General features: G+C 59.9%; 19 protein-coding genes and 1 pseudogene. 9 read left to right on the forward strand and 11 right to left on the reverse strand.

What is annotated here, in order from left to right:
• Positions 1 to 396: 396 nt before the first annotated feature.
• The 3 genes from dcuC to V6584_RS00015 form a co-directional block, all read right to left on the reverse strand.
• Positions 397 to 1,827, reverse strand: coding sequence for a C4-dicarboxylate transporter DcuC (gene dcuC / locus V6584_RS00005; protein WP_340468426.1), 1,431 nt, complete (start codon positions 1,825 to 1,827; stop codon positions 397 to 399).
• 107 nt (positions 1,828 to 1,934) lie between these two features.
• Positions 1,935 to 2,855, reverse strand: a complete 921-nt coding sequence (rihC, locus tag V6584_RS00010; RefSeq protein ID WP_340468427.1) for a ribonucleoside hydrolase RihC — start codon at positions 2,853 to 2,855, stop codon at positions 1,935 to 1,937.
• Positions 2,856 to 3,169: 314 nt separating this feature from the next.
• Positions 3,170 to 4,093, reverse strand: coding sequence for an alpha/beta fold hydrolase (locus tag V6584_RS00015; RefSeq protein WP_340468428.1), 924 nt, complete (start codon positions 4,091 to 4,093; stop codon positions 3,170 to 3,172).
• A 176-nt stretch (positions 4,094 to 4,269) separates the two neighbouring features.
• Between V6584_RS00015 and V6584_RS00020 the strand changes: the two genes are divergently transcribed.
• On the forward strand, positions 4,270 to 5,241 hold the full coding sequence (locus V6584_RS00020) for a DMT family transporter (protein ID WP_340468429.1): 972 nt from the start codon (positions 4,270 to 4,272) through the stop codon (positions 5,239 to 5,241).
• A 309-nt stretch (positions 5,242 to 5,550) separates the two neighbouring features.
• On the opposite strand, the gene V6584_RS00025 is transcribed toward V6584_RS00020, so the two are convergent.
• From V6584_RS00025 to dnaA, 8 genes are all read right to left on the reverse strand, one after another.
• Complete coding sequence (locus V6584_RS00025) at positions 5,551 to 6,672, reverse strand: VanZ family protein (protein WP_340468430.1); 1,122 nt, start codon at positions 6,670 to 6,672, stop codon at positions 5,551 to 5,553.
• A 167-nt stretch (positions 6,673 to 6,839) separates the two neighbouring features.
• Positions 6,840 to 7,349: a DUF3566 domain-containing protein gene (locus V6584_RS00030; RefSeq protein WP_404802576.1), complete on the reverse strand. Its 510-nt coding sequence runs from the start codon at positions 7,347 to 7,349 to the stop codon at positions 6,840 to 6,842.
• 108 nt (positions 7,350 to 7,457) lie between these two features.
• Complete coding sequence (gene gyrA, locus V6584_RS00035; protein ID WP_404802609.1) at positions 7,458 to 10,151, reverse strand: DNA gyrase subunit A; 2,694 nt, start codon at positions 10,149 to 10,151, stop codon at positions 7,458 to 7,460.
• A gap of 142 nt (positions 10,152 to 10,293) precedes the next feature.
• A complete protein-coding gene (gyrB, locus tag V6584_RS00040; protein ID WP_340469666.1) occupies positions 10,294 to 12,366 on the reverse strand; it encodes a DNA topoisomerase (ATP-hydrolyzing) subunit B in 2,073 nt (690 codons plus the stop codon).
• Positions 12,367 to 12,625: 259 nt separating this feature from the next.
• Entirely contained in the window at positions 12,626 to 13,159 is a 534-nt protein-coding gene (locus V6584_RS00045) for a DciA family protein (RefSeq protein ID WP_340468432.1), read from the reverse strand.
• A complete protein-coding gene (recF, locus tag V6584_RS00050) occupies positions 13,156 to 14,397 on the reverse strand; it encodes a DNA replication/repair protein RecF (RefSeq protein WP_340468433.1) in 1,242 nt (413 codons plus the stop codon). Before recF ends, V6584_RS00045 begins: the two co-directional genes overlap by 4 nt.
• A gap of 168 nt (positions 14,398 to 14,565) precedes the next feature.
• Positions 14,566 to 15,690 (reverse strand): DNA polymerase III subunit beta, encoded by a 1,125-nt coding sequence (gene dnaN / locus V6584_RS00055; protein WP_340468434.1) that lies wholly within the window; start codon positions 15,688 to 15,690, stop codon positions 14,566 to 14,568.
• Between the two features lie 407 nt (positions 15,691 to 16,097).
• Positions 16,098 to 17,876 carry a chromosomal replication initiator protein DnaA gene (dnaA, locus tag V6584_RS00060; RefSeq protein ID WP_340468435.1) on the reverse strand — a complete coding sequence of 593 codons (1,779 nt, stop codon included), beginning with the start codon at positions 17,874 to 17,876 and terminating at the stop codon, positions 16,098 to 16,100.
• A gap of 438 nt (positions 17,877 to 18,314) precedes the next feature.
• Here dnaA and rpmH point away from each other — a divergent pair, with 438 nt between their 5' ends.
• From rpmH to V6584_RS00100, 8 genes and pseudogenes are all read left to right on the forward strand, one after another.
• Positions 18,315 to 18,449 carry a 50S ribosomal protein L34 gene (gene rpmH / locus V6584_RS00065; RefSeq protein WP_340468436.1) on the forward strand — a complete coding sequence of 45 codons (135 nt, stop codon included), beginning with the start codon at positions 18,315 to 18,317 and terminating at the stop codon, positions 18,447 to 18,449.
• Positions 18,450 to 18,471: 22 nt separating this feature from the next.
• Positions 18,472 to 18,891: a ribonuclease P protein component gene (rnpA, locus tag V6584_RS00070; RefSeq protein ID WP_340468437.1), complete on the forward strand. Its 420-nt coding sequence runs from the start codon at positions 18,472 to 18,474 to the stop codon at positions 18,889 to 18,891.
• Positions 18,888 to 19,205 carry a membrane protein insertion efficiency factor YidD gene (yidD, locus tag V6584_RS00075; protein ID WP_340468438.1) on the forward strand — a complete coding sequence of 106 codons (318 nt, stop codon included), beginning with the start codon at positions 18,888 to 18,890 and terminating at the stop codon, positions 19,203 to 19,205. Before rnpA ends, yidD begins: the two co-directional genes overlap by 4 nt.
• Positions 19,202 to 20,224 (forward strand): membrane protein insertase YidC, encoded by a 1,023-nt coding sequence (yidC, locus tag V6584_RS00080; RefSeq protein WP_340468439.1) that lies wholly within the window; start codon positions 19,202 to 19,204, stop codon positions 20,222 to 20,224. Before yidD ends, yidC begins: the two co-directional genes overlap by 4 nt.
• A 165-nt stretch (positions 20,225 to 20,389) precedes the next feature.
• Positions 20,390 to 20,923: pseudogene (locus tag V6584_RS00085) on the forward strand (Jag family protein); the annotation flags it as partial.
• Positions 20,924 to 21,724: 801 nt separating this feature from the next.
• On the forward strand, positions 21,725 to 22,555 hold the full coding sequence (locus V6584_RS00090) for a 16S rRNA (guanine(527)-N(7))-methyltransferase RsmG (RefSeq protein WP_340469667.1): 831 nt from the start codon (positions 21,725 to 21,727) through the stop codon (positions 22,553 to 22,555).
• A 1,663-nt stretch (positions 22,556 to 24,218) separates the two neighbouring features.
• Entirely contained in the window at positions 24,219 to 25,205 is a 987-nt protein-coding gene (locus tag V6584_RS00095) for a ParA family protein (RefSeq protein WP_340469668.1), read from the forward strand.
• Positions 25,205 to 26,947 carry a ParB/RepB/Spo0J family partition protein gene (locus V6584_RS00100; RefSeq protein ID WP_340468440.1) on the forward strand — a complete coding sequence of 581 codons (1,743 nt, stop codon included), beginning with the start codon at positions 25,205 to 25,207 and terminating at the stop codon, positions 26,945 to 26,947. The genes V6584_RS00095 and V6584_RS00100 overlap by 1 nt, the downstream gene beginning before the upstream one ends.
• Positions 26,948 to 26,958: the final 11 nt, after the last annotated feature.

The raw sequence follows: 26,958 nt of genomic DNA on the forward strand, positions 1-26,958 counted from the left end.
CGGAAGACATCGGACTGGCAATCAAAAAGCTATAAAGTAGCACAAACACGCTCTTGAGTTCTCAAACCACCACCACATCAACGACCGATTCAATCCCCACCGGGGAAGAACCGCCGCGTTGAGCAGCAAGAGATAAACTTACACGAGTCAGGCCCGTTGTGCAAATCGGGGCCCGTCATCAACCGTTGAGACCTTGCAATCGCGCGATTTTCACGGCGTGTTGGAAGCCTCGAACTTCAGCCTTCGTGCCCCTCATGAACCTTGCATGGGAATCAGCACCAGCCCCGCGCACTTATCCGGCTAATGAAAACGGCACCGGACCCGTGAGGATCCGATGCCGTCTGAATCACCAGGCCGAACCGCCCCTGCCGGGCAGGTCGGCCGGTGCCATGCGAGTCACGCCCCCATTGGGAGGAAGACGAACATGGAGAGGATGAACATGAAGACCACGCCTGCAATCATGGGGACGGAGGTCCTCTTGACCAGCTCGACCGGGCTCTTCTCCGTGGTCCCGGAAACGATCATGATGACCGCGGAGACGGGGGAGACCGCCCTGAAGAGGTTGCCGGCCAGGCCCATGGGGACCGAAATGGCCAGCACGTTGATGCCGGCTGCGGCCGCCAGGGGGACCATGAGGGGGACCATGGCGAAGAAGAGCGCCGTCCCCGAACCGGACAGGAGGACGATCAGGGCCGTCACAGCCACCAGTATCAGGGGGAGGATGAAGCCGGTGCCCGAACCGCTGGAGTTCTTCATCAGGTCCTGCAAGGAGCTGATGAGGCCGATGGACTGCAGCCCGGCCACGAAGACCGAGGCCGCCACCAGGAGGGCCACGATGGGCATGGCGCCACCCATGCCAGTGAAGAAGTTCTCGGTTCCCTTCAGGGTCTCCTGTCCGTTGCGGCTCCGGATGAGCTCGCAGATAACGGCAATGACGAAGGAGAGGATGGCCGCCAGGGTCACCGTCAGCTCGACCTTGGACCCCGTGATGCCGTTGACCGCGAAGACCACCAGCAGGATGATGATGGGCAGGAGGGGGAGGATGGCGTAGACGGTGCGGAAGAGCCTGCCGCCCTCGGGGACCTCCTCGGTGGCCGTCTTGATGACGGTCGCCTTGTCGTTGACGTTGCCCTCCTTCTTGTCCATGTACCGCTGCCAGAAGTAGTGCACGACCGCTATCAGGATCAGGGTCGGGATGGAGATGATGGCATGGTAGCGGAAGACGTAATCCGTGGTGCTCAGACCGGCGAACTGGCTGGTCTTGGCAAGGGCGCCGGCCACTGCCACGTTGTCCGAACCGAGGGGGGTGGGGACGATGGTGGCGCTGGTGGCGATGACCGCACCGGCCGTCAGCACGCTCATACCCGCCTCGCGCAGAATGGGGAAGAGGGTGGCCAGGAGGATGATCGCCAGGTTGGAGGCGCTGGGGATCACCAGGGAGAGAAGATTGCCCAGGAGGAAGGTGATCGGCACCAGTATGTAGGCCGACTTGATCTTCATGATGGGCTTGGAAAGCACGGAGACCGTGACCTTGTTCGCCCCGATGTGGTTCATGTAGGAGGTGTAGCCGCCCAGGATCAGGATGATGAAACCTGCCGACGTGAGTGTGGACAGGAACTGACCTGCCACGGCCTGGAAGGGATCCAGCCAGGTTATCCCCGTGGACTTGAACCCTTCGACGGTGATTTTCCTGCCCATGATCAACGCCACGTACATGAGCACGATGCCCATCATGAACAGGGATATCTTGATGTCCATCTTCTTGATGAGCATCCAGACGACTATGGCGACGGCGACAAGAGCCGCTATGTAGGCAACTGCAGTCATCTTCTTCCTCTCTTACTTGTTCTCTTCCTGCGGTGCAGGTCTGTGATTTCAGCCGGCTCCGGCCGGGTCAGGGATGGGCCCGAACCGGGACGGCGGGGGGGGGGACTTCAGCAGCACTTTGAGATGGCATCCAGGAACCAGGACCTGAAGCCTTTGCCATCAACGCTCAAGGCGACGGAGGCATTGGGCTGACGGCCCAGGTAGCCCTTGAGATCCACCACCGTGCAACCTTCCGTCAGGCTGCCGGCCAGCTCGACGCCCACATAGGTGTCCTGGAACTCGAAAAGTTCAGGGGCCAGGAGGCAGGCCACGGCGCAGGGGTCGTACATCTTCAGGCCGGTCTTGAAGCTGCCGCCGCGGTACTTCTTGAAGAGGTTGTAGGCCATGGTGCCCACCTTGCCCATGGCGGGGAGCTTGGCGGAATCCTCCGGCAGGACAAGTGCCTCCCAACCTACGTTCAGGCCGGCCATGGTGATCGGTACGCCCGCCTTGAAGACGATTGCGGCCGCTTCAGGGTCGGAGTGGATGTTGAACTCGGCCATGACCCCCTTGTTGCCACGGGTGGTCGATCCGCCCATGAGGACGATCCGTCCTATCCTGGCCTTGACCTCCGGGTACACCTTGAGCAGGAGGGCCACATTGGTCAGGGGGCCGATCGGGACGATGGTGACCTTCCGGTCGGATTCCATGATGGTCCGGCGCATGGCGTCGATCGCATGCTCCTTCAAAAGGAGGGAGGTCTTCGGATCGGGGAAGTCGAAGCCTTCCATGCCGGTCTTCCCGTGGATGTCGGTGGCATCCTCATAGTCGCGTATCAGGGGTTCGGCGGCCCCACGGGCCACCGGGACATCGCATCCGTAGTAGGCCATCAGCCTCAGGGCGTTCTCTGTGGTGGCGTCCAGACCCACGTTGCCTGCCACCGTGGTGATCAGCTTGACATCCAGCTGGTCGGAGAAGAGGGCGATGGCAATGGCGACGGCATCGTCAATGCCGGGGTCCGTGTCGATGATGATGGGTGTTCTGGCCATGTGAAACGCACTCCTTACGAATGGAAAGCGGCACCGGTGATTGCGACAACACAGTCCCGCATCGGGCACGGGCGTCTCCGCCCCAGCCTTCAGAGGACCACCGATGCCGGCAGGTTACCGGCTAATGCTATATAGTATGAGAAAGAAAACGTTTTATCAAATTCGGGAGCCACTCCTTCAGTTCATCTCCCGCAGGAAAACAGGATATCCCCAAGTCCGATCGGCTAGGGGAATCAGCCTTGAGAAAACCTCCCGCCCGGGGAGGCGCTTGACCCGGTCGGGAACCTTGCAGGCCCTACCTTCTTTCCCATTCCCTAAGGGAGGCAGATTTCCCTGACCAGGGCGTTGAAACGGCCGGGCTCACTCCATTGAGGGGTGTGGCCGGAGTGCTCGAACCATATGAGACGGTGGGGGCTGCGCAGGCGGGCCGCATACTCCTCCACGATGATGGAGGGGATATGCCAGTCGTGCCGTCCCTCCATGAAGGTTACCGGGACCTGGAAGGAGGTGAACCGGCTGAAGTCCACCCTGCCGAGTTCCGCACCCAGCCTCTGCTCGGACTGGATGACCCCCAGGACCTGGTGGACCAGGTCGGCCGGATGGTAGGCCGGCGAGCGCAGGTAGCTCAACTGGCTGCCCAGGCTCCGTGCCAGACCCACCGACCTGCCCTCGTGGAAAAGCATGACCAGGTCGGCCAGGGCCCCCTCCTGACCGACCAGAGGTCTCGCCCAGGATGGCAGTGCGTTCCTGGCGTAGCGATTCCTCACCTCCAGGGATTTCTCCATGCTGACCACCTGACCCAGTCCGATATATTGACGGACCAGCTCCGGATGCCGGCGAACCATCTCAAGCCCCAACACGCTCCCCCAGGAATGGCCGATCACCACCAGAGAATCCTGCCCATAGGCTTTCAGAAGCCGCCTGGCAAAGACAAGGACGTCGTCCAGCATCGAATCGATGGTGACTGTCTCGTCCCTGGCGAAGGGGTGGTAGGAAAGACCAGCCCCCCTCTGGTCCAGATTGACCAGGCGGAAATCCTCCTCCAGCGGGGCGTTGTATTCCATGGTCGCAGGGATGCAGGCATCGCCTGGCCCCCCATGGAGGAAGAGGATGATCGGAGCCTGTCTGGGGGCGGGATTCATGGAGAAGGTGAAAGAAGCCCCCCTCATGCGGATGCGGTACAGGCGGGACCTGCTGGCCTTCCGGCCCCCGGTGCATTCGGTGGTCACCTTAGACATCCCTCCCCTTCCGGCTGCTCCACACGGACAACCACCATGATATCCGTTCCTGAACCGCCAGCCGCTCTCTCAGAAAATGCCATGAGGGGGTCGGCCCTGTGCTCGACGGGACCCGGAAAGGGCCCGAACAAGCCGAATTGAGTCGTCCGTCTGGACTCACCGGTTAGACTTGAACCATGAGATTGCCCGAAACACGTACGTGGAAGCCCTCCACCTGGCTGGCCCGAATCATGCTCCTCATCGCGGCGGCCGCCTGGGGGGCCGGATACACTTTCGAGAAGATCTCACTGGAAACCCTGTCACTCAGGTGGGTCATGGGAATCAGGCTGATCTGCGCCCTGGCCATCATGACCCCGTTCCTGATCAGGAAGCTGCGGCGGATCAACCTCCTCGACATGCTGATTCCCGGCCTCCTCCTGGGCGTGACCTACTGGGGGGCCTTCAGCCTGCAGATGATGGGCCTGGAGTACATAGCCCCCGGCCGCAATTCCTTTCTGACGGCCACCTACTGTGTCCTCGTCCCCTTCCTGGTTTGGATCGTCGCCCGCAGAAGGCCGGCCCTGCGCCACTTCGTGGCGGCCGCCGTCTGCATCGTGGGGGTGGCGCTCATCTCCCTGCCGGCCGGGTCTCAGGGCGGGGGCTCCCTCTTCTCCCTGAGCAAGGGGGACCTGCTCACGTTGGCCGGGGCCGCCGTCTACAGCGCCAACCTTGTCATCACCGGCATTCTGACGAAAAAGTTCGACGCCACCATCCTGACCTACTATGAGCTTTTCATCGGAGACATCCTCTTCCTGGGAGGGGCCCTCATCTTCGATCCCTTCCCCCGGGCGGCCTCCTTCCCGCCGAGCACAATCGGTTCCATGCTCTATCTGACGCTGATTTCCACCCTGATGGCCCAGAACTTCCAGAACATAGCCTTCTCCCGGGTCCCTGCGGCCCAGGGCTCGCTCATTCTGTGCAGCGAGAGCCTTTTCGGCATGTTGGTCTCGGTCCTGGTCATGCATGAACAGCTCACCTTGGGTCACCTGGCAGGATTCGCAATCATCTTCGCCTCCATCGTCATCTCGGAGGTCCGCTTCCGTCGGCCCGGAGAAAAAACGAAAGCCGTCGAAGCCGGGATGGGGGGAACGGAATCATCGGAGGGTTGAACAGACCGTGGCGATGATTGCCATGGTTGCGCTGGTTGCGCTGGTTGCGATGATTGCCATGATTGCCATGATTGCCACGGTTGCCACGGTTGCCACGGTTGCCACGGTTGTCCTCGATGACTGGATTGAGCCCCGGGCAGGCGAGGACCGCCCTGGGACAGGCCGGCAGCGGACACCTGCGGGCGCTTGCAGAAGGCAGGTCATGATGAGGGCCGGAGACAAACCTCCACAGGGTGGAGCTCCGGCGAAGACCGAGGAATGCGCTTCAACCAGACAGGCAGGTATGGCCGGAGCCCGCCCGATCCCGTGTCAGGCGGAGGCCTCGTTGCGTGCGGGAACCCGCTTGACGGGCCTGTCGTAGTTGTCCTTCCCCTCTCCTGGAATCAAGTCGTAGGGCATCTGCCGGGCGAATATATAGAAGACCAGGAGGAGCAGGCCAAGTATGGTCATGTACTGACGGAACCGGCCCGACCAGGGTCCGAAGACGCCTACGACAAGGAGGGTGCGTAGGGTGTAGAAGGCGGCCCTGGCCATTCCGTGCCGGACCTTGGTTTCGATGTTCATGTGGGTGAAGGAGGCTCCCAGGGTCTGTCCGTGCCTGCATACGGGAATCAGGAATTCGAAGACGAGGAGGACGGCCACATTCAGGACGGTCACCATGCCCTCAAGCTGTCCGGAGGAGACGGTCAGGGAGGAGAGGTGGTACCTTCCGTCGGTCGTATAGACGGCTCCACGGTGAATCAGGTAGACGATGCCCATACCCAGCGAGGTTGACAATGCATAGGAGAAGATCAAATCGACGGCCATGGTCACGCCCCGGTGGAGGAAGCTGGGCTTGGTGATGACCTCGGCCGCATCCGCCTGTCGCGTCGGCATGAGCCGGTTGAGTATGGCGGCCAGGAGGAAACCGATGATTGCCCCGCTTGTGTTCCATATCAGATCATCCACATCGAAGAGGCGGTAAGCGCAGCCGACCAGGCCGAAAACCCCCGTACCCTGGGCCGTTTCGATGAACAGGGAGCATAGGAAGCCCACGGGGATGGCCACGTAGAACTTCCACCGGCAGACCCTGCCCATGATGAATCCCAAGGGGACGAAGAAGACCACATTCATGATGATCTGGAAGAGGGCGGAGCGCCCGTCAGCGGACAGATCCTGCAGGAAACGGAGGGGGTCCAACTGTGGGGTCAGATGGTGGGTTGCGCAGAAGGCGACCCTGTCGTCAGGCATGGGCCAGAGGGTGAAGACGACCAGGGCCATCAGATAGAGGACCACCAGGTAGGCGGTCAAGGCCGAGGCGAGGCGGAGACGGTGGTAACGGTTGTATATGAGGGCCAGGATGGGCAGGCTGAGGATGAAGGATGCGAAGGGCCAGGCGATGACGGAGATCCCGAAGGCGCCGCTGAAATTGCCGAGATAAGACGAAAGCATGATTCCAGCTTAGGTCAGAAAGGTCCCGGTTTGCCTCATTCGGAATGATGAGTCAGGGCGCACCTTCCTTGAAGGCCACCGGACATGAGTACGGGCACGGCCCCCGACAAGGGACCGTGCCCGTCAGGGTCTCCCCGCCGGATGATGGCCGTCCATGGATGAAGAGGTCAGTCGTCACCAAGGGTCACGTGGATGCCTCCGACCAGGGAGCTGACCAGGTTGTAAAGAAAGGCGCCGATGGTCACCAGGACGACCACGAGGATGATCTCGAAAATGGAGAAGATGGTGACGGTGCTCAGGACCGTGCCCAGGCTGAAGAAGTTGCTCAGGTCGAACCCGCCCGCATCAAGACCCGTCTTGGAGAGCATCTGGGCCAGGTTGTCGAAGAGGCCTATGGCATTGAGGAGGATCCAGAGGAGGGCGGCTGCCGCCACCTGGATCAGGGCGCCGGCGATGGCCAGGAGGAAGGTCACCTTGGCCACCGACCAGGGTTCCAGCCGGGTCAGGGAAAGTTGCATCCTGCGGGCCCTGGGCACCCGGGAGCGCCGCCGGGAGGCGGTCGGCGCCCTCTTCGGTTCTTCGCCGGACACCGGGACCGACACCGCCGAGCGCACGGCCCTCCCGCCGCCCGACGGCCTTTCAGCGGACGTGGATTCTTCATGTTCGATCCGGCTCATCGACACTCCTTGATTGTCGCAACCCCGCATTCCCGGTACAACTCTTCCTGGTGCAACCCGGAACCACTCTAGTGAGGCTATCAGCTCGAGCAGACGGATATCCCCGTCTCAGCCCCGTTCTCCTGCGGCCCCGTCGGCCTCACCACCGGCTTCATCAGAGGTTCCTGCCTGGTCTCCCAGACCGGTAGTGGCGATGGGCTGCTCGGAGGCGGGCAGGGTTCCGCCACCCACGGCTGCGGTGACCGGAACGGATCCTTCCCCCTCCTCCTGGTAATCCGCTTCTTCCTCCTTCTCGGCATTGCGGGCTATGGAGAGGATCTCGTCACCCTTGTCGGGCTTGGCCAGGGTGACCCCCTGGGTGTTGCGGCCGGTCCTCTTGACCTCGGACACATTGGAGCGGATGACCTTGCCGGACTTCATGATGGCCATGATCTGGTCATCCTCCTCCACCACCAGGGCACCTACAAGGGATCCGCGGCCCTCGACCATGGCAATGGCCTTGACCCCGTATCCGTTACGCCCCTGAAGGCGGTACTCGCTCAGTGCGGTCCGCTTGGCGAAGCCCTCGTCGGTGACCACCAGGAGGTCCTCGTCGGTGTCCTCGGGAACCACGTCCATGCTGAGCAACTCGTCTCCCTCGCGGAACTTCATCCCCTGCACACCGGCCGTCTGCCGGCCCATGGGTCTCAGGGATTCGTCGTCGGCACGGAACTTGACGCTCATTCCCTTACGGGAGACAAGGATGATGTCATCCTCGGCATTGCACAGGGCCGCGCCAACAAGTTCGTCATAGACGGGACCGGATTCCTCCTGGCCCTCCTGGGCGTCAGTCCCCGCTTCGAGCTCCATCAGGCGGACGGCGATCAGGCCTCCCTGACGGGGGGAGTCATATTCAGCCAGGCGTGTCTTCTTGACCTTGCCCGTCCTGGTGGCCAGGACCAGGTAGTCGGCATCGTCGTAGTCGTGCAGGGAAAGGACCTGTTCGATCTTCTCGCCAGGTCCCAGCTGGAGGAGATTGGCCACGTGCTGCCCCTTGGCATCGCGCGAACCCTCCGGCAACTCATAGGCCTTGATCCTGTAGACCTTGCCCTTGTTGGTGAAGAAGAGGAGCCAGTTGTGGGTGCTGGTCAGGAAGAAGTGGTCGACCACATCATCCTCGCGCAGCCTGGTCCCCTTGATTCCCTTGCCCCCACGGTGCTGGGCCCGGTACTCATCGGCCTTGGTGCGCTTGACGAAACCGGAATGGGTGACGGTGACGACCACGTTCTCGTCGGCGATCAGATCTTCCACGTTCATCTCCCCGGAGTAGGGGAGGATGCGGGTGCGACGGTCATCACCATACTTGTCGACGATTTCGTCCAGCTCGTTGCCGACGATGTCCCGCTGCCTCTGGGGGTCCGCCAGGATGTCGTTGTAGTCCTTGATCTTGCGCATGAGCTCTTCATGCTCGTCCAGGATCTTCTGGCGTTCCAGGGCCGCCAGCCGGCGCAGCTGCATGGCCAGGATGGCATCTGCCTGGACATCGTCCACATCCAGAAGTTCCATCAGGCCGGCACGTGCCGTCTCGACGTCCTTGGAGGAGCGGATCAGGGCGATGACCTGGTCGATCATGTCGAGTGCCTTCAGGTAGCCCTGGAGGATGTGGTCCCGCTCCTCTGCCTCCCGCTTGAGGTAGCGGGTCCTGCGCTCGATCACATCCAGCTGGTGGTCCACCCAATGGCGGACGAAGGCATCCAGGCTGAGGGTGCGGGGGACGTTGTCGACCAGGGCCAGCATGTTGGCACCGAAGGTCTGCTGAAGCTGGGTGTGCTTGTAGAGGTTGTTGAGGACAACCTTGGGCACGGCGTCCCGCTTGAGGACCAGGACCAACCGTTGGCCGGTCCGGCCGGAGGTCTCGTCGCGCATGTCGGCGATCCCCTGGATCTTGCCGTCTCGGACGGCTTCACGGATGGAGGAGGCCAGACGGTCTGGGTTGACCTGGTAGGGGAGCTCGGTGACGACCAGGCACATGCGGCCACGGATCTCCTCCGTGTTGACCACGGCCCTCATGGTGATCAGGCCACGGCCGGTCCGATAGGCCTGCTCGATCCCCTTGTGGCCCAGGATGGTGGCCCCGGTGGGGAAGTCAGGCCCCTTGATGATGCCGATCAGGGCGTTGAGGAGTTCCTCCTTGGAGGCCTCGGGGTGGTCCAGGGCCCAGTGGACCCCCTGGGCCACCTCCCGCATGTTGTGCGGGGGTATGTTGGTGGCCATGCCCACGGCGATGCCGGCGGACCCGTTGACCAGGAGGTTGGGGAAGCGGGCGGGCAGGACGGTGGGCTCCTGGGTCTTGCCGTCGTAGTTGGGGATGAAGTCGACCGTATCCTTGTCGATGTCGCGCACCATCTCCATGGCCAGGGGGGCCATCCGGCACTCCGTGTAACGCATGGCGGCGGCGGGGTCGTCACCGGGGGAGCCGAAGTTGCCCTGCCCGTCCACCAGGGGGTAACGCATGGACCAGGACTGGGCCAGGCGGACGATGGTGTCGTAGATGGCCGCGTCCCCGTGGGGGTGGTACTTGCCCATCACGTCACCGACCACTCGGGAGCACTTGTTGTAACCCCGGTCAGGTCGGTAGCCCCCGTCATACATGGCGTAGACCACCCGCCTGTGCACGGGCTTCATCCCGTCACGCACATCCGGGAGGGCCCTCTCCACGATCACGGAGATGGCGTAGGAGAGGTAGGAATCCTTCATCTCCTTTTGGAGGTCTATGGGTTGGATCCTCTCGCCCTTGATCAGCCCGTAGTCGGTGTTGTCCATCTCCTGGGGGCTCAAGGGTTCGCGGGAGCCGTCGGGAAGGTTGATCCCGTCGGCCGTATTGTCGTTCTTGTTGTCGTCTGCCACTGTCGGTCCTTAATGCCTTGATGAAAGAGTTCGAACGTTCTCGGTGTCGGCGCCCGGTTCAGGCGTCGATGAAGCGCACATCCTTGGCGTTGTGCTGGATGAAGAGGCGGCGGGGTTCGACCTCGTCTCCCATCAGCATCGTGAAGGTCTCGTCGGCCTGTTCGGCGTCTTCGATGTGGATTTTCTTCAGGATGCGGTGGGCCGGATCCATGGTGGTCTCCCAGAGTTCCTGGTAGCTCATCTCGCCCAGGCCCTTGTAGCGCTGAATCCCTTCACCCTTGGGCAGCTGGCGGCCGGAGGCCTTGCCCTCGGCCAGGACACGGTCGCGCTCCGCGTCGGTGTAGACGAAGCTGTGGGGCCCCTTGGTCCACTTGAGTCTGTAGAGGGGGGGCATGGCCACATAGACGTAACCCGCCTCGATCATGGGCCGCATGTATCGGAAGAAAAGCGTCAGGTTGAGGGTGGCGATGTGGGCACCGTCGACATCGGCATCGGCCATGATGATGACCTTGTGATAGCGGACCTTGTTCAGGTCGAACTCCTCCCCGTAACCACCACCGACGGCGGTGATCAGGGATTCGATCGTGTCCGACTTCATCATGCGGTCTATGCTGGCCCGCTCGGTGTTCAGTATCTTTCCTCGCAGGGGGAGGATGGCCTGGGTCATGGGGTTGCGCCCCTGGATGGCCGAACCGCCTGCGGAGTCACCCTCGACGATGAAGAGTTCGCACTCTTCGGGGTCGTTGGACTGGCAGTCCTTGAGCTTGTCGGGCATTCCGGCCGTCTCGAATATGGACTTGCGCCTGGTGCTCTCACGGGCCTTTTTGGCGGCTATCCTGGCCCTTGAGGCCTCCATGGCCTTCTGGACGATGGCTTTGGCCTCACTGGGATGGGCATCGAACCAGTCGGTCAGCCGTTCGGTCATGACCCTCTGGACGAAGGTCTTGGCCTCGGAGTTGCCCAGCTTGGTCTTGGTCTGCCCCTCGAACTGGGGGTTGGTCAGCTTTACCGAGACCACGGCCGTCAGACCCTCACGCACGTCATCACCGGAGAGGTTGTCGTCCTTCTCCTTGAGAAGGTTCTTCTCGCGGGCGTAACGGTTGACCATGGTGGTCAGGGCGGCGCGGAACCCCTCTTCGTGGGTCCCCCCCTCGGTGGTGGAGATGGTGTTGGCGAAGGTGTGGACCGACTCGGAGTAGGTGGTGGTCCACTGCATGGCCACTTCGGCCGAGATGCCCAGTTTGAGGTCCTCCGCCTCGAAATCGATGATGTCTTCCTCCACGGGGGTGGCCTTGCGCACCTTGACCAGATAGTCCACGTAGTCTTTGATTCCGTTGGCGTACTGGTAGCTGACGGTCTCATGCTGGTCAGCATCCTCGCCGGTGACCTCGTCCCCGGCCTGGTCGTTGGTCCTCAGATCCGTCAGGGTTATCCGCAGACCCTTGTTGAGGAAGGCCATCTGCTGGAATCGGCTGCGCAGGGTCTCGAAGTCGTATTCGGTGGTCTCGAAGATGTCGGGATCGGCCCAGAAGGTGACCGAAGTGCCTGTGGCCTCGTCAGGCCCCATGGCCTCGTCACGGGACAGGGGGGCCACCGGCTTCTGGTTGCGGAAGTCCTGGTGCCAGTGATAGCCCTGCCTGCGCACCTCCACATAGATGCGGGTGGACAGGGCGTTGACCACTGATATGCCCACCCCGTGCAGACCTCCGGAGACCGCATAACCGCCGCCGCCGAACTTGCCGCCGGCATGGAGCTTGGTCATGACCACCTCGACGCCGCTCTTGCCCTCGCCGGGGACCTCGTCCACGGGGATGCCGCGGCCGTTGTCGACCACCTTGATGCCGTTGTCGGGCAGGATGGTGACCTCGATGTGGTCCGCAAAACCGGCCAGGGCCTCGTCCACGGAGTTGTCGACGATTTCGTAGACCAGGTGGTGCAGACCCCTGGGCCCTGTGGATCCGATGTACATGCCCGGACGGACCCTGACGGCTTCCAGGCCCTCCAGCACCTTCAAATCACTGGCGTCATAGTGTTCAGGAGACAGGGAGTCATCCAACTGGGCGTTATCCAGTCTGTCTTCCTCCTGCGAACCGTTCTGTTGCGCCTTATCCTGCCCGTCGACACCTCCCATGCGGGATTCGTCAGTTGGATCAGTTTCGTGATCTGCCACGGATCGTCCTTTCCGCACCTCAGCACGTCTTCAACCATCGTGCAGGGGGCCATGTCCAAGGTCCATACCGCCTGAGCCTTCCATAAAGGGGGCTTGGAGGCGTTTGACCAGCTGACCTATAGTCTACCAGCCGCACCCGACGTCAGGCGTTCAGAAAGCTGGTCTGAGCTGTGGGAGGGAAACACTTGACAGATGATGACCAAGGCACACCCGGGATGGGTCACCCATAGGTGTCCCTGACCCCCCTGCCAGGGGGGTCGTAGGGTCCCCGTCTGAAGGAATACGTGTGGGGGCCGGTGACCTTGACCTCTGTGACGGGCATTCCCAGACGTTCCACTATCTTCCCCTTGAGCTGGGGGACCAGGTAGGTCAACTGGGTGGCCCAGGCCGTGGTTTCGGCCTGAATGGTCAGCACCCCCTCCCTGTAGGAGGCCACATGGGAGTGGGCGGCGATGGCGGGACCGACGACCGTATCCCACCGGTTGCGGAGACGGGCCATCTTCAGGTGCGGCCCCCAACGGCCCGAAGCGGCAAGGAGGGATGTCACGCTTCCCAGTCGTTGGGGGTCTCGTCCGGGCTTGCCGAAGTCGTACCACGCCTCCTCCTCACGCTCCTGAAGATTCTTCCAGGTGGCGGCACGTCGTGTGTACTCCTCGAAAACCAAGGATGGAAGCCTGCGCTGATCCAGACCGAGGACCTCCACCGCAGGCCTGTCATCCCATCCCGCAGACCTGTCGTCGTCCTGCCCTTTCATGACCTGCCGCCTTCACCGCCGGACTGGCGGGACCCCCGCAGATCCTTCAATGCCCTGCCTATGCGGTCATCGGAAGACGGGTCCGAAGACGGCAGGGGGACGGAATCATGCAGAAGGGCGGCTACATCGATCTGCCTGGCCCCTGCGACGGGGGGTATGTCACTGTCGGCGGCGACGGTGATGAGGACCTGTTCCTGGCGGCGGGCGAACTCCAGTATCTGCGACCGTCTGGTCTGATCAAGCTGGGCGAAGACATCGTCCAGAATGACGATGGGCCTGGTCCCTTCACCCTCCTCCAGAAGACTGAAAACGGCCAGGCGGAAGGCCAGGGCCAGGGTCCACATCTCCCCGTTGGAGGCGAACTCCCTGGCAGGCATCCCGTTGAGCATGAAGGTGAAATCATCCCTCTGCGGCCCTATCAGGTTCTGCCCCCGGGCCACCTCTCCGGCAAAAATGCGTTGAAAGTGACGGCTGATCTCCGTCTCGGCCTCCTCTGGGGAACCCTCTGCCTGGTTCACTTCCTCAAAGGAGGGCTCATAGACCAGTCCGGCCTCCTGAGGTCCTCCTGCCAACTGTCCGTAAAGCCTGCCGAAGGGCTCATTCAGGCGCGCGATCAGCTCCCGGCGGGCCCGGGTCAACTCCACCCCTGTCTGGATGAACTGGCCGGTCCACACCTCCAAACCGCTCAGGGCCGCCTGGTGGGAGGGGCCTGACGCTCCGGGCATCTCCTTTGACATCTGTTTGAGAAGGGCGGAACGCTGCCGGGCTACATGAAGGAAGCGCTGTTGGACCTGATAGAAGGAAGGATTGAGTTGGACAGCCGCCTGGTCCAATACGCCCCTTCTGACGGCCGGCTCGCCCGAGACCATCCTTTGGTCCTCCGGTGAAAAGGTGACGGAGGGAATCCGACCCAGTATATCGCGCATGTAGAGGGAGGGACCCCCATCCACACGGGCCCTGTTGGCGCCCCTGGCGGGGATGCCGAGCTCGTATGAAGTCGACGTGCCGCCCTCTTCCACCCTGGCCCGGATGACCGCCTTGGCCTGCCCCCGCTGGATGAGAGGAAGGGAGGAGGAAACCCTATGACTGGTACCGGTGGACAGGACCTCGACGGCCTCCACCAGGTTGGTCTTGCCCAGGCCATTGCGTCCCTTCAATATGGTCACACCTGGTCCCAGATCAAGGATGCAGGTCTCCCAGGAACGGTAGTGATCCAAGACCAGGCGTGATATATACACGCTCACTCCTCCCGGGCTGTGTGAGGGACGCAAACGAACCGGCCGGCAAGACCGCAAGGGTCGGAAGCCGCCGGGTCTTCATGAACCGGAAAGGGCCGGTGAAGACGGGGACGGCAGGCGAGGCCGCTTTCTGCCTGCCATTGCCTCAATGACACCGACCGCTGCGGCTCAGTTGTTGAAACGCATGGGAACAAGCAGGTAGCGATAGGCCATGGACTCGTCGGAGTCCTGCTCCTGCTGCCCATTGAATTCCACCGCTTTCACCGCCGAGGTCATCTTGATCCTGACAAAGGGCTCCGTGATGGCCGTCAAACCGTCTATCAGGTAGTTGGGGTTGAACGCCACTGTGATGTCCTCGCCGTCCAGATCGGCATCCAACACCTCGTGGGCCTGGGCCTCATCAGCGGCACCGGCGGTCAGGGTGACCTCCTTGCCGGAGAAGATCATCCTGATAGGGGCGTTCCTCTCAGTGACCAGGGCCACGCGCTTGATCGCATCGACCAGGTCCTGACGGGCGATGATGGCCTGAATGGGATACTCGTCGGCAAAAAGCCTGTCCACGGCGGGGAATTCCCCGTCAATCAGCTGCGAGGTCGATATCTTCCCGGCGTTTTCGATGCCGATCAGGGTGGGATTCTGGTCGTCGTAGTCCATGACGACGTTGCGATGTTCGTCTATGGAACGGGCGATGTCCCGCAGAAGGGAGCCGCGTACCAGCATGGACGTGGATATGTCCGCATCATTCGGCGTCCAGGTGAAGCTTGAACGTGACAGACGGAAGCGGTCGGTGGCGGTCATCACCACCTTGTCCCCCTGTATTTCGGTCTTGACGCTGGTCAGGACCGGGCGGCTCTCCTCTCGGGAGACGGCGACGCTGGCCTGTGAGACGGCCTGGACGAAGGTCTGAGCGTCCACCTGTCCCAGATGACCCGGAATGGAAGGCAGGTCCGGGTACTCGGTATCTGGCATGAGTTGCATGGAGAAGGTCGATTTGCCCGAGGTGATCGTCATTTTCGATCCCTCGGTGGAGAGGTAGGTCTTCTCTGCAGGCAGGGATTTTGTGATGTCTGCCAGGAGCTTGCCCAGGACCAAGGCCGAACCGGATTCATCGACGCCGGCTTCTATTTGGTTACGGGCCGAGACTTCGTAGTCGAATGCCGACAGTTTCAGAGTTCCGTCGACGGCTTCAAGCTTGATTCCGGCCAGGATAGGTGAAGCTGGGCGTGCAGGTATGACCCGGGTCGTCCAGGCCACTGCGTCCGACAGGGCTGTTGAATTGATTTCCGCTTTCATGGGTCCTTCTTGTCCGAGTATGTGCTGGTCTCATTCTATCTGACATTCGGTTTCCTCATCAGGTTCGGCAAAAAGAGTTATTGCGATGGCTACGAGTGTATAAATATTCATCTAGTAGTCGTAATAACGGCGGTGGATACGGTGGATAAGTTATTTGAGCCTTGCAATGCTGTGGATAGCAGCCCCTCGAGAGATGTGGATAAGTCAAGAACAAGCTGTGGATAAGAAGCGTATTTATCCACAAGCCCGGCAGGATTGCATTTTATCCACATTTTTGATGCCCTCATGCCCATGGTATACACGGCTTATCCACGATAAGAAAGTGGGTTATTCCCCGAGTTTGCCCACATCTGGGGAAAACGCTGTGGATAACTTTTCCGGGAGGTCCACTGTCCCGGGCATGTCATTCAGGCATTCTGAGGCTGTTTCAACCTGACGGTCAGTTCCATGACATAGTTGTATATCTCGCGTTTTTCCTGCATCTCGTTGGAGATGCGGGTGTAAGCGTGCATGACTGTGGTATGGTCCCTGCCCCCGAAGACCTCCCCGATGTCCACCAGGGACATGCTGGTCATTTCACGCGCCAGATACATGGCGATCTGGCGGGCCAGGGCTATGTTCTTGGTCCTCGTCCTGCCCACCAGATCGTCAAAGGTCAGGTGGAAGTACTTTGCCACCTGGGAGATGATGTCCGTCGGCTTGATTTCCACATCGGTGGCGAAGAAGTCCTGAAGGGTCTGCTCGGCCAGGGCCTTGGTGACCTCTTGGTTGTTGAGGCTGGCCACAGCGGTCACACGGGTCAGCGCCCCTTCCAACTCCCTGATGTTCTCGGTGAAACGTTCGGCGATCAGGTCGAGGACCTCGTTGGGAATCTCGACTCCGTTCATGGCGGCCATCATCCGCAGGATCGCGACCCTTGTCTCCCTGTCCGGCGGCTTGACGTCGACCGTCAGACCGGAGTCGAAACGTGATATCAGCCTCTGCTCGAACCCCTTCAGGTTCTTGGGGGCGACGTCGGAGGCTATGACGATACGCTTGTTGGCGTCGTGCAGGGCGTTGAATGTATGGAAGAACTGGTCCAGGGTGGCTTCCTTGCCCCCCAGGAACTGTATGTCGTCGATCAGGAGGACATCTACCTGGCGGTAGCGGCGGTTGAACTCTGCTATCTGGCCGGAACCCTGCGTCGAATTCTGCAGGGCGTCGATGAATTCGTTGGTGAATTCCTCGGAGTTGACGTAGCGGACCTTGAGGGAGGGGTCCTTGACCAAGGCGTAATTTCCTATGGCGTTCAGGAGGTGGGTCTTTCCAAGACCCGAGCTTCCGTATATGCAAAGGGGGTTGAAATCCTGCCCTGAACCCTCTGCCACAGCCAGGGCGACCGTGCGGGCGAACCTGTTGGAATCCCCGGGCACGAAAGTGTCGAAGGTGGCGTTCTTGTTCAGGTGGGTCTCTGGATCCCGCTCCACCCGGTTCTGGCTCATCGGGAACCTGGGTACCGTCAGGTTCTGCTGGCTCCCGGTCGTCTGGGCGGTGAAGCCTCCTGTCAGCGGTGATTCGGAGGGCCCCTGCATCTGGGAGGAGGGCTGGGGTTCTGATATATCGGTCTGAATGTCCAGGGTGGCAGGGACATAGGTGCCGGTGGTCCGTTCCTCGCGCTTCTGAGGCGTCTGCACCTCTTTGGACGGGGTGGGCTGTCCATCATGATCCTGATACTGTGTTGTCTCCTGATATTGCTGGGCGGCCGCGGGTGAGGGGGCCCTGCCGGAAGGGTAGGTCTCCTGCCGGTAGCCTTGCTCCTGCTGAGGGTAGACCTGTCCAGGTCCCGGCTGGGATCGGTAGCCTGTGTACGATTCCGCCTGGCCGTAGGAGGGTTCGCTTTCCGGCCTGGTGGGCTGGGGGGCGCCCTGCTCGGGGTAGACGATCTTGATGGCGGGGATCATGTCCTCGTTGGTGACCAGCTTGAGTGCGGCCAGGAGCGGTTCGTTCAGCGGGCCCTGGACGGCCTCCTGGGTGGCCCTTGATGAGACAGAGAGAATGATCGTCGTGCCGAAGACGGCCTCGGGGGTTATGTCCTCCAGCCAGCCCCTGTCCCTGGGTGTCAGCGCGCTGTTGTATTCGAGTACCTGTAGGACGGCATCCCAGATCCTTTTGGCCTGAGCTGTGGCGTCAAGCGGGTTATGACCCATCCCCTGGCCCTCCCTAGTCAATCTCTCATTCGTGACACGTGTGTGGCACGTACAACAATAGGCAGTAGCTTATTGTTACACCCACCGTGCACAGTTATCCACAGGTTCGCGTGTTGAATTAAGTCGAAATGTGAATAACAGTGATGTAATTTGTGCATAACTTCCCCCGGAAACCCTGCCCTGCCGGGCCGCACCAGGCCGGCAGGTGAATTCGCGGAAACTGAAGTCGCAGGCTCCTGCCCAGCCATGGTCCCTGACCATCTCCGCGCCAGTCCCCGGTCGTTGTTTACGTAACCAGACGGGGCCGGTGGAGGTTTGGAGGGTACCGGACCGCTTCGCTCCTGTCGGTTTGACTCAGTCCGGCCCGGTGTGTAGCTTGGTATAGCTTGACTCATGACGAGTCGTACTCGAGTATGACTACAACCAGGAGCATCGATTATGAAGAGGACATTCCAGCCCAATAACCGCCGCCGTCACATGAAGCACGGCTTCCGCGCGCGTATGCGCACCCGCCAGGGCCGCGCCCTGATCAACAGGAGACGCGCCAAGGGGCGCAAGACCCTGTCTGCCTGAGAGGGCGGAATCCGCGCAAAAGGTGGAACGGCTGAGAAGTCACCGTGACTTCACCACGGTGCTCAGACACCGCAGGAAGGTGAGCAGCCGGGATCTGGTGGTGCACTACCTGATTCGGGATGCCGCCCGGCCGGTGGATACAAGGTCTGAGGGTGACGGCAAACGACAGGTGGTCCGGTCTTCGGACACCTGCCGTCTGGGTCTTGCCGTGTCCAAGGCAGTGGGGAAGGCGGTCACAAGGAACCATGTGAAACGCCGTTTCCGCCAGCTGGCCCGCTCGCATGAAGGACTCCTGCCGGACGGCTGCGACCTGGTCATCAGGGCCAAACCTGGGGCCGCCAAGGCCACCTACCAGTCCCTGGATGCCCAAATCGGCACCCTCTTTCACGACATCAGCCGCAAGGTGAACCCTGATGCGACCCTGGTCGGTGATCCGTCATGACTTCACCCCTGGCGGAACTGTTTGAACTGGCCATACGCGGATATCAGCGTTTCATATCACCCCTGTCAGCTGCCAGGTGCAGATACTATCCCACTTGCTCCCAGTACGCCCTCACGGCCATAGGACGGTTCGGCGCCGTCAGAGGCCTTCTGCTGGCCATGCTGCGAATCTTGCGTTGCACCCCCTTCAACGACGGGGGCATTGATGACGTGCCCAGGCGTTTTTCGATTTTCTACCGCTTCCATTGGTCGAAGGCCCATGAGGAAGCCAGATTGACCCCAGGGGTCACAGACAAGGAGACGGTCAGACAATGAACAATCCCACCGATGTCTTCACCTTCGACACGGGCATATACGGGTTCTTCTACAAACTCCTCCGCCCTCTTGAATGGCTCATGACCTATGTCATGGTCTGGTGCCACAAGTTTCTCACACTGATCGGCTTCAAGGACGGACCCGGTTTCGCCTGGGTCCTTTCAGTGGTCCTTCTGGTGGTCTTCGTCCGCCTGTGCATACTCCCCTTCTTCATCAAGCAGATGCGTTCCATGCAGCGCATGCAGGCCATCCAGCCCAAGATGATGAAGATACAGAACAAGTACAAGGGCAAGAAGGACCCGGCCAGCCGAGAGGCCATGAGCCGGGAGACCATGAAGCTCTATCAGGAGAACCACACCAACCCGATGAGTTCCTGCCTGCCGATGTTCGTGCAGAGCTTCGTCTTCATGACCATGTTCTACGTCCTGTCAGCCGTCCCCTTCATAGGCAGGGGGAAGCGCGAACCCTTGGGCGCCTTCACACGTGAAATCGCCAAGGAATTCGAGGAGACCACCTTCTTCGGCCTGCGGGTATCCGACAACTTCGGCTCGGCACAGGGGCCGGGCAAGGTCATCATCGGAATCTTCATCCTCCTCATGTGCCTGGCCATGTTCTACTCCCAATTCCACAACGTCAGGAAGAACATGCCCCGTGAGGCCATGAAGGGCTCGCAGTACCGCATGCAACAGATGATGGCTTTCTTCTTCCCCCTGATGTACATCTTTTCCGGCATCGTCTTCCCCTTCGCAGTGCTGATCTACTGGCTGACCAACAACCTGTGGAATCTGGGGCAGACCCTCTACCAGGTCCGTCACATGCCCACCGCCGGTTCGCCCGCCGCCGAGGAGAAAGCCGAGCGCGACCACAGGCGCGAGAACGCCCGCCGTGAGCGCAAGGGCGAGCCCTCCCTTGAGGAGGAGGCCCTGATGAAGGCCAAAGAGATGGAAGAAGAGGCCAGGAACAACAAGGGCATCTCCCGTCAGAGGGAGCAGCCCCACCGCAAGCACAGGAAGGGCTGAGACCCGGGTCCGGGAAGGCCGGCTGCCGGCGATTCGACCGCGTGCAGAATGGCGATTCCCGCGTATACGAGTATTCTCGGTATCAGACCTTCCTCGGGCAATGAGGAACACAGCAGAAACGTCATCATGGCAGCGGATCAGTCAACACGGGTAAGGAGTGCGCGGATGCCACAGGATCAGGAACGATCGGTCGAACAGCTCAACGAAGAGGCCGATATCGCGGCTGACTACCTCGAAGGGCTGCTGGACATAGTGGATTACGAGGGCGATATCGAGATGGGGGTCCGCAACCACAGGCCCACTGTGCAGATTGTCGCCGACGACGATACGGACATCAAGCATCTCATCGGCAAGGAGGGCGAGGTGGTTGATGCCCTCCAGCAGCTGAGCCGTCTGGCTGTCCAGCAGAAGACGGGGGAGCGTTCCCACCTGATCGTGGATGTGGATGGCTTCCTCCATCGCAAGCGGCAGAAATTGCGCGACCGGGCCCTGGATGCCATCGACGAGGTCCGCGAGACCGGGGAGCCCGTCGATCTGGAGCCTATGAACTCTTTCGAACGCAAGATCGTGCATGACATGGTCCGCGAAGAGGGTCTGAAGTCGCGCTCGCATGGCGAGGAGCCGGAACGCTATGTGACCGTGTACATCAAGTCCGGGTCCGGGCACGGTGAAGAGGACGACGAGTTCGATTTGGATGAGGAGGAGGTCGACCCCTCCCCCCTGGAGCCTGAGGATGGAATCGGTCGGGTCCATCCTGTTGAGCCGGCTCGGCGTCTTCGCCCCGTCGATGATGCGGATGTGGATGATGACGACGAGGACGACGAGGACGACGAGGACGAGGATTTCGACCCTGAGGATCCCGAGGATCTTGCCGAGACCGATGAGGTTGACGGGGACGACTTGGAGCCGGGGGAGGACGCAGACGGGTACGATCCGGATGACCCTGAGGATCCCGAGGATCCTGAGGACTGATCGGGCTGAGACGGATTCGCTGATTCATTCCATGGCGGCAAGACCCGTTTGAATCATGGAAGGCGCCAAGCAGCCACCTGGTTCGGGTCCAGTCCTGCTTCGGCCCGGCTTGGACCCGTGTTGTCGGAACCCGTCTGGCTGGGCCCGGCCAGGACCTGTGTGGCTCTGAACCGGCCGGGTTTGGGCTCGGCCGGGCTTTGGGCCTGAAAATCTGACATCCATGTTCTCGATATCGGAATGTACCGCCTGAGGACAGGTCCCGGGCCTGCCTGACCTCAACCGGATATTGTGTGGCGACAGGCCGGTCCCTGACCCGCCCCCCCTGTTTCAGATTAGGCTTGGGTCCATGAATCTAAAAGGAAGTGAACTTTGACTGAAGCTGATTCCTCACGGCCGCACCTCTCTGAGGGGAGCAAGGGGGCCCCTGTCGGCACGGACGGCCAGGTGGTGAAGGATCATACCTCCGGTTTTGGTGCAGGGCGGGAAGCAAGACCGGCGCAGAAGGAAGGGAACGTCCAGACGGACCCTCTGGATGACAGCCCGCTCCTGGAGACCGTCCTGGGGCCTGCGCTGGAGCCGCTCCGGTCCTTCCGTGACAAGCTGGGCCGCGAAGGCTTGGAGAGGGGCATCATAGGCCCCAGGGACCAGGGAATCATCTGGGAAAGGCATATCCTCAACTCGGCTGCATTGGTTCCCTTCATTCTGGACAGTGGTCGCGAAGGGGAGGGTCGTACCATCGCGGATGTGGGGTCGGGCGGCGGTTTTCCCGGTGTCGTCCTGGCGGCCTGCCTGCCTGACTGGCTGATAACCCTCATTGAACCCATGGAACGCAGGGTGGAATGGCTCCGTGAGGTTGTGGATGAGCTTCAACTGCGCAATGTCAGAATCGTTCGGGGGCGCGCTGAGGACCTGCAACCAACGGGAGGGAGCAGGCAGGGTGGCAGACATCGGGTCTCCCGCAGGCCGGGCCGATGCCACCAGGCCGCTTTCGATGCCGGGGCTGGCCCTGCAGGTTCGACCACTGGCATGCCGGCCATGGGCCATGACGAACGTCAAGATGGCGGCCACTCCGGTACTCCCTCCTTGTCAACAGGCGGTGGATTCGACGATCACGGACGCTACGGCATCGTCACCTGCCGGGCTGTGGCTCCTATGACCAAGCTTGCCGGTTGGACCCTACCCTTACTTGTGCCTGGCGGAAGGTTGATCGCACTCAAGGGGCGGTCAGCTGAAGCTGAAATCACGAAAGCCGCGAAGGAAATAAGAAAGTATCACGGTGTTGATGCCCGTGTCTGTGAGGCAGAGGTGGGAGAGGGGCTGGAGGCCACCCATGTCGTCCTTATTGATAAAGGCAGATGAGCCGTTCACTCTCGGAAGTGCCGGCAGGCACCGGTTGGCCATGGTCCCCGTCAGTGCAGGTTGGTATGTTGACCCAAGGTGATGTGCTTATACTGATTATTAATCAGAATTAAATCGGCAGCAATAGGCGAATATCTCCATATATATAGTAGATATATAAATAACATTGCAATCCTGACTTGTTGCAAGTCTGCGGTGAAGGAAGGCGCGGCAATCAGGCAGTATTGCTGTAAGGCGACAACTGCCTGTATCTGGTTTTGCCATGATTGCGCAGGGACACCAGAGGCGGACTTCAATCATGGCGTGCATTTGACATGGGTTAGCTTGGTGCCTGGGATCCTTCCCCTTTCATATGCATAAAATGGTCAGAAGAATAAGTCGATGTTTCACGTGAAACAATTTTGGTAGCTTGGTCGTTCCTAGGTGGTTCGTGCCTCCTCATTTACAGTTTTGGTTCGGGTAGTGGGTTTGTGATTCGCTGAGTGGATATGGTCCCTCACCGAAAATTGGTTCTTGGCAAGGTAGCCGATGTTGGCCGTAGTGGAAGGCTTTGAGTCGCTCGACAAAAGAATGCCGCAATCTGGCCAAGCACATTCAGTGAAGAGGAGTGACCGGTATGACTCATGAAGAGTCGGATATAGTGGGTCAAATATCTCTGGAACATGTCAATTCGCCCGGTGATTGATCAGTACCAAACCGAGCCTCTAAGGATGAAATGTCGTACAGGGCCTGACCGGTTTGAACCTGAAGAACAAGTATCTTTCAGCTTCTGACCCCTTGTCCTTAAGTGCTCTGTTGTGGCGCTATGGATGTTTCACGTGAAACATTCTGTCTCGATTCTTAAGCCTCTGTGTTTGAGACGATTCAGACTTGCTGCTTGTACGATTGAGGGCAGAGGTTAACAAGCTATTAGCTTGGTTGCAATGGGCATATGAACGAAGTCGCGGGTTTTGCCTCATGCCCGCAGGCAACGGAGTCATTCAGTTTAAGTTTGGGGCGGTCTCTTGGACCTCTCGCACTCTCTTGGACACAGCTGCCACAAGAAGAAGCTTGATACGAAGTGGGAGATGTGAGGGACCCTAGCTCATTCCAGCATCTGAAGCCCTGTCTAATTGGCAGAATGCAAAGACGGGAGCAACCGGATGTTTCACGTGAAACATCCGGGGTGGAGCCAAGCATCCGGAAACGACACCCCATTGAGTATGGTGCCGGCCTCACGTTTATATGGTTCGTGTTGTACTGGGGAAGGGGCAGGTAAGAGATGTCATTACTGAGGTTGTAGTGCGATGCATGAAACCGAGCGGCTCGCCTTTCAGATTCCGACGGACGGGGTGCATATATGATGCTTGAGAATAAGTTATCCACAATTTTGGTCACCTGTCTCGGTCTCTGCACACCCTGTCATCAGCTGCGCTTTTTGTTGTACGATGTGTAGTGCAGAAGATTGAGTTACCAGTGTTCAAGCCGAATCAGCAACTGGGGTCCTGGCGGCAAGAATTTTAGGTTGTCAACCTTTATCCACCTCTGTATGCACCTCTTGTGGACAAAGATGTGGATGGATGCATGTCCAGCGAAAACGGGAGACTTGTGACTAGCACAATAAGGAGGATCATCAGTGTCTAAGGCCAGCGATCAAGCACCCACAGGATCACCCACTGGAGGCATGGGTGGGGAGACTTTAGGTGCGTCTGATGGAATGGAGTCTGCCTCGGATATCTTGAACAGGATCTTCTCGGATGATGGGTCAGGATCCACTGGGGCGGAAATGGCCGACCTCTCAATGCGCTACCAGACTGTACACTCTGCTCACTTCCCCAGGCCTGATCGGACACGTTTCATTGCCGTGGCAAACCAGAAGGGGGGCGTCGGGAAGACGACGACAACCGTCAACCTTGCCTGTGCGCTTGCTGAATTCGGTGCCAAGGTCCTTGTGGTCGACATGGATCCGCAGGGCAACGCATCGACTGCTCTGGGCATTGAGCATGGTCCTGGATGTGATTCAACCTACGATGTGCTGGAAGGTCGACTCAAGATATCGGAGGTGAAGGTGAAGAGCCCCGAATTTGAGAATCTTGAGGTCGTTCCCTCCTCCATCGACTTGAGTGGGGCGGAGCTTGAGGTTGCAGATCTTCCCGACAGGAATGAGCTTTTGAAAAAAGCGCTTGCAACTTTTTTTCTGGAGTCGCCGTCTCGATATGACTACATTTTCGTGGATTGCCCTCCCAGTCTAGGGCTGCTGGTGCTCAATGCAATGTGCTCCGTCAACGAGGTCCTCATACCCGTTCAGGCTGAGTACTATGCGTTGGAAGGTCTCCAACAGTTGCTGCACACCATCGGTCTGGTGCAGGAAAACTACAACCCCTACCTCGTCATCTCAACCATGCTTATCACGATGTTTGACAGGCGAACGATTCTCAGCAAGGAAGTTTACGACGAGGTGAAGGAACATTACCCCGATATCGTGTTGAATACGACAATACCGAGGTCCGTGAAAATCTCTGAGGCTCCGAGCTTCAGGAAGAGCGTCATAACATATGATCCCAAGGGTGCCGGTGCCGTTGCTTATGAAGAAGCCGCTCTTGAAATCGCCGAGCGATCGGCGCAGGTGCTCAACAAAATCAATATGAAGAAGCAGGGGAGTGAGGATTGATGGCAAGCCATTCACGTTTGGGTAAAGGTCTTGGAGCTCTCTTCCCTGTGCTGCCCGGTGAAGATGATGACAGGAAGGCGAAAGAGTCTGCGGTCTCCGAAACCGTGTCTGGGAAGACCCGGACTGGCAAAAGCGGTCATCAGGAAAAGAGTCCGTCGGCTTCGTTGCGCTCACGAAGTTTGACTGGCGGATCTGCATCTGATCGACAGGGGACAAGGAAGGGTGCAGGAAAGGCAACAGCAGGTCGCGCCGCATCGGAAAGGACCGCATCTGGTCCATCGCAGCAACAGCAGTCTATGGAAGGCAGTACCGTTTCCGGCTCGGAAGGTATAAAGAGAACCGGTGGAAGGCAGGCGGCCAAGGGAACGCATGCGGCAGCCGGCAAGAGCGCAGCCAAGCCATCGGTCAAGACACGACAGAACACTGATAGTCATCCTTCGACAGCGAGCAAGCCGGTCAGGACTAGTTCCCGTTCCGAGAAGAAAGGCGCCGATTCCGGCGCGGGTAGGAGGACCGATGTTTCACGTGAAACATCGGCCACTGTGAGACGTTCATCCAGACGAAGCATACCTGCCATCGATACATTGAAGCATCCCAGCGATGTCTTTTTCGGTTCAACGGTTGTCGATGTTTCACGTGAAACATCGAAGAGCCAGGCCGGCAAAACAGCCAAGGAGAATGACCTTGCAGGTGGAAGTGTCAGGGCTTCTGCGCCTGATCGGTTTGCCAATCAAGCCGATGGTGCGGTATCTGTGCCGACCGCAGCCGATGTTGCACCAAAATCAGCTGCCCAGGTAGGCCAGGATGAGAACACCGCCAATACCAACGGACGTAGCCAGGTCGTGGATTCTGAGGGTGCAGGGGAGCTGAAACCGGTTTCTGGTGGTTATCTGGCCGAACTCAACATTGATGACATCCGCCCCAACCCTCAACAGCCTCGTCATGTCTTCGACGAGGAAGACCTCGTGGAGCTTTCCCGTTCCATAAAGGAGGTCGGAGTACTTCAGCCGATTGTCGTCAGGAAACGACCGGCAGACTCTCAAACCGTTGGGTCCGATGATTCGCACTATGAAATCGTTATGGGGGAGAGAAGATGGCGGGCCACCCAGCTGGCCGGCCTGGAGACAGTTCCTGCCATCGTCAAGACGACGTCAAATGACAACATGCTCAGGGATGCGCTACTGGAGAACCTGCACCGGGTGGCCTTGAACCCACTCGAAGAGGCGGCCGCCTACCAGCAGATGATCGACGAATTCGGTCTGACGCAAGAGGGGCTCTCACAGGCCGTCTCCAAATCACGGCCTCAGATAACCAATACCCTTCGCCTCTTGAAACTGCCGCCGGTTGTTCAAAGGCAGGTCAGCGCCGGTGTTCTCTCAGCGGGACATGCCCGGGCGCTGCTGACTCTGCCCACGGAAGAGGACATGGAAGCCGTCGCCAAGAAGATCATCTCCGAAGGTCTCTCTGTGAGGTCGACCGAGGAGTTGGTCGCGCTGAAGGCGGAACAGTCCAAGACAGTCAAGAAACAACCTCGGGTCAATGTCTGGGCCGACAGTGAGGTACAGCACGACCTTGAAAACCGTTTTGACACCAAGGTGAGTATCCGTGGTACAAAGAAACACGGACGGATTGAAATCGTCTTCTCATCCCCGGATGATATGGACCGGATTTTGGATCTTCTGCTCAAAGGGAAGAAAGATTCGGAATCCGATAAGCCGTCGACAGATGACGGTTGGGTGTGATTGAACCGTTG

Source organism: Bifidobacterium favimelis (assembly GCF_037963085.1).
Taxonomy (GTDB): Bacteria; Actinomycetota; Actinomycetes; order Actinomycetales; family Bifidobacteriaceae; genus Bombiscardovia; species Bombiscardovia favimelis.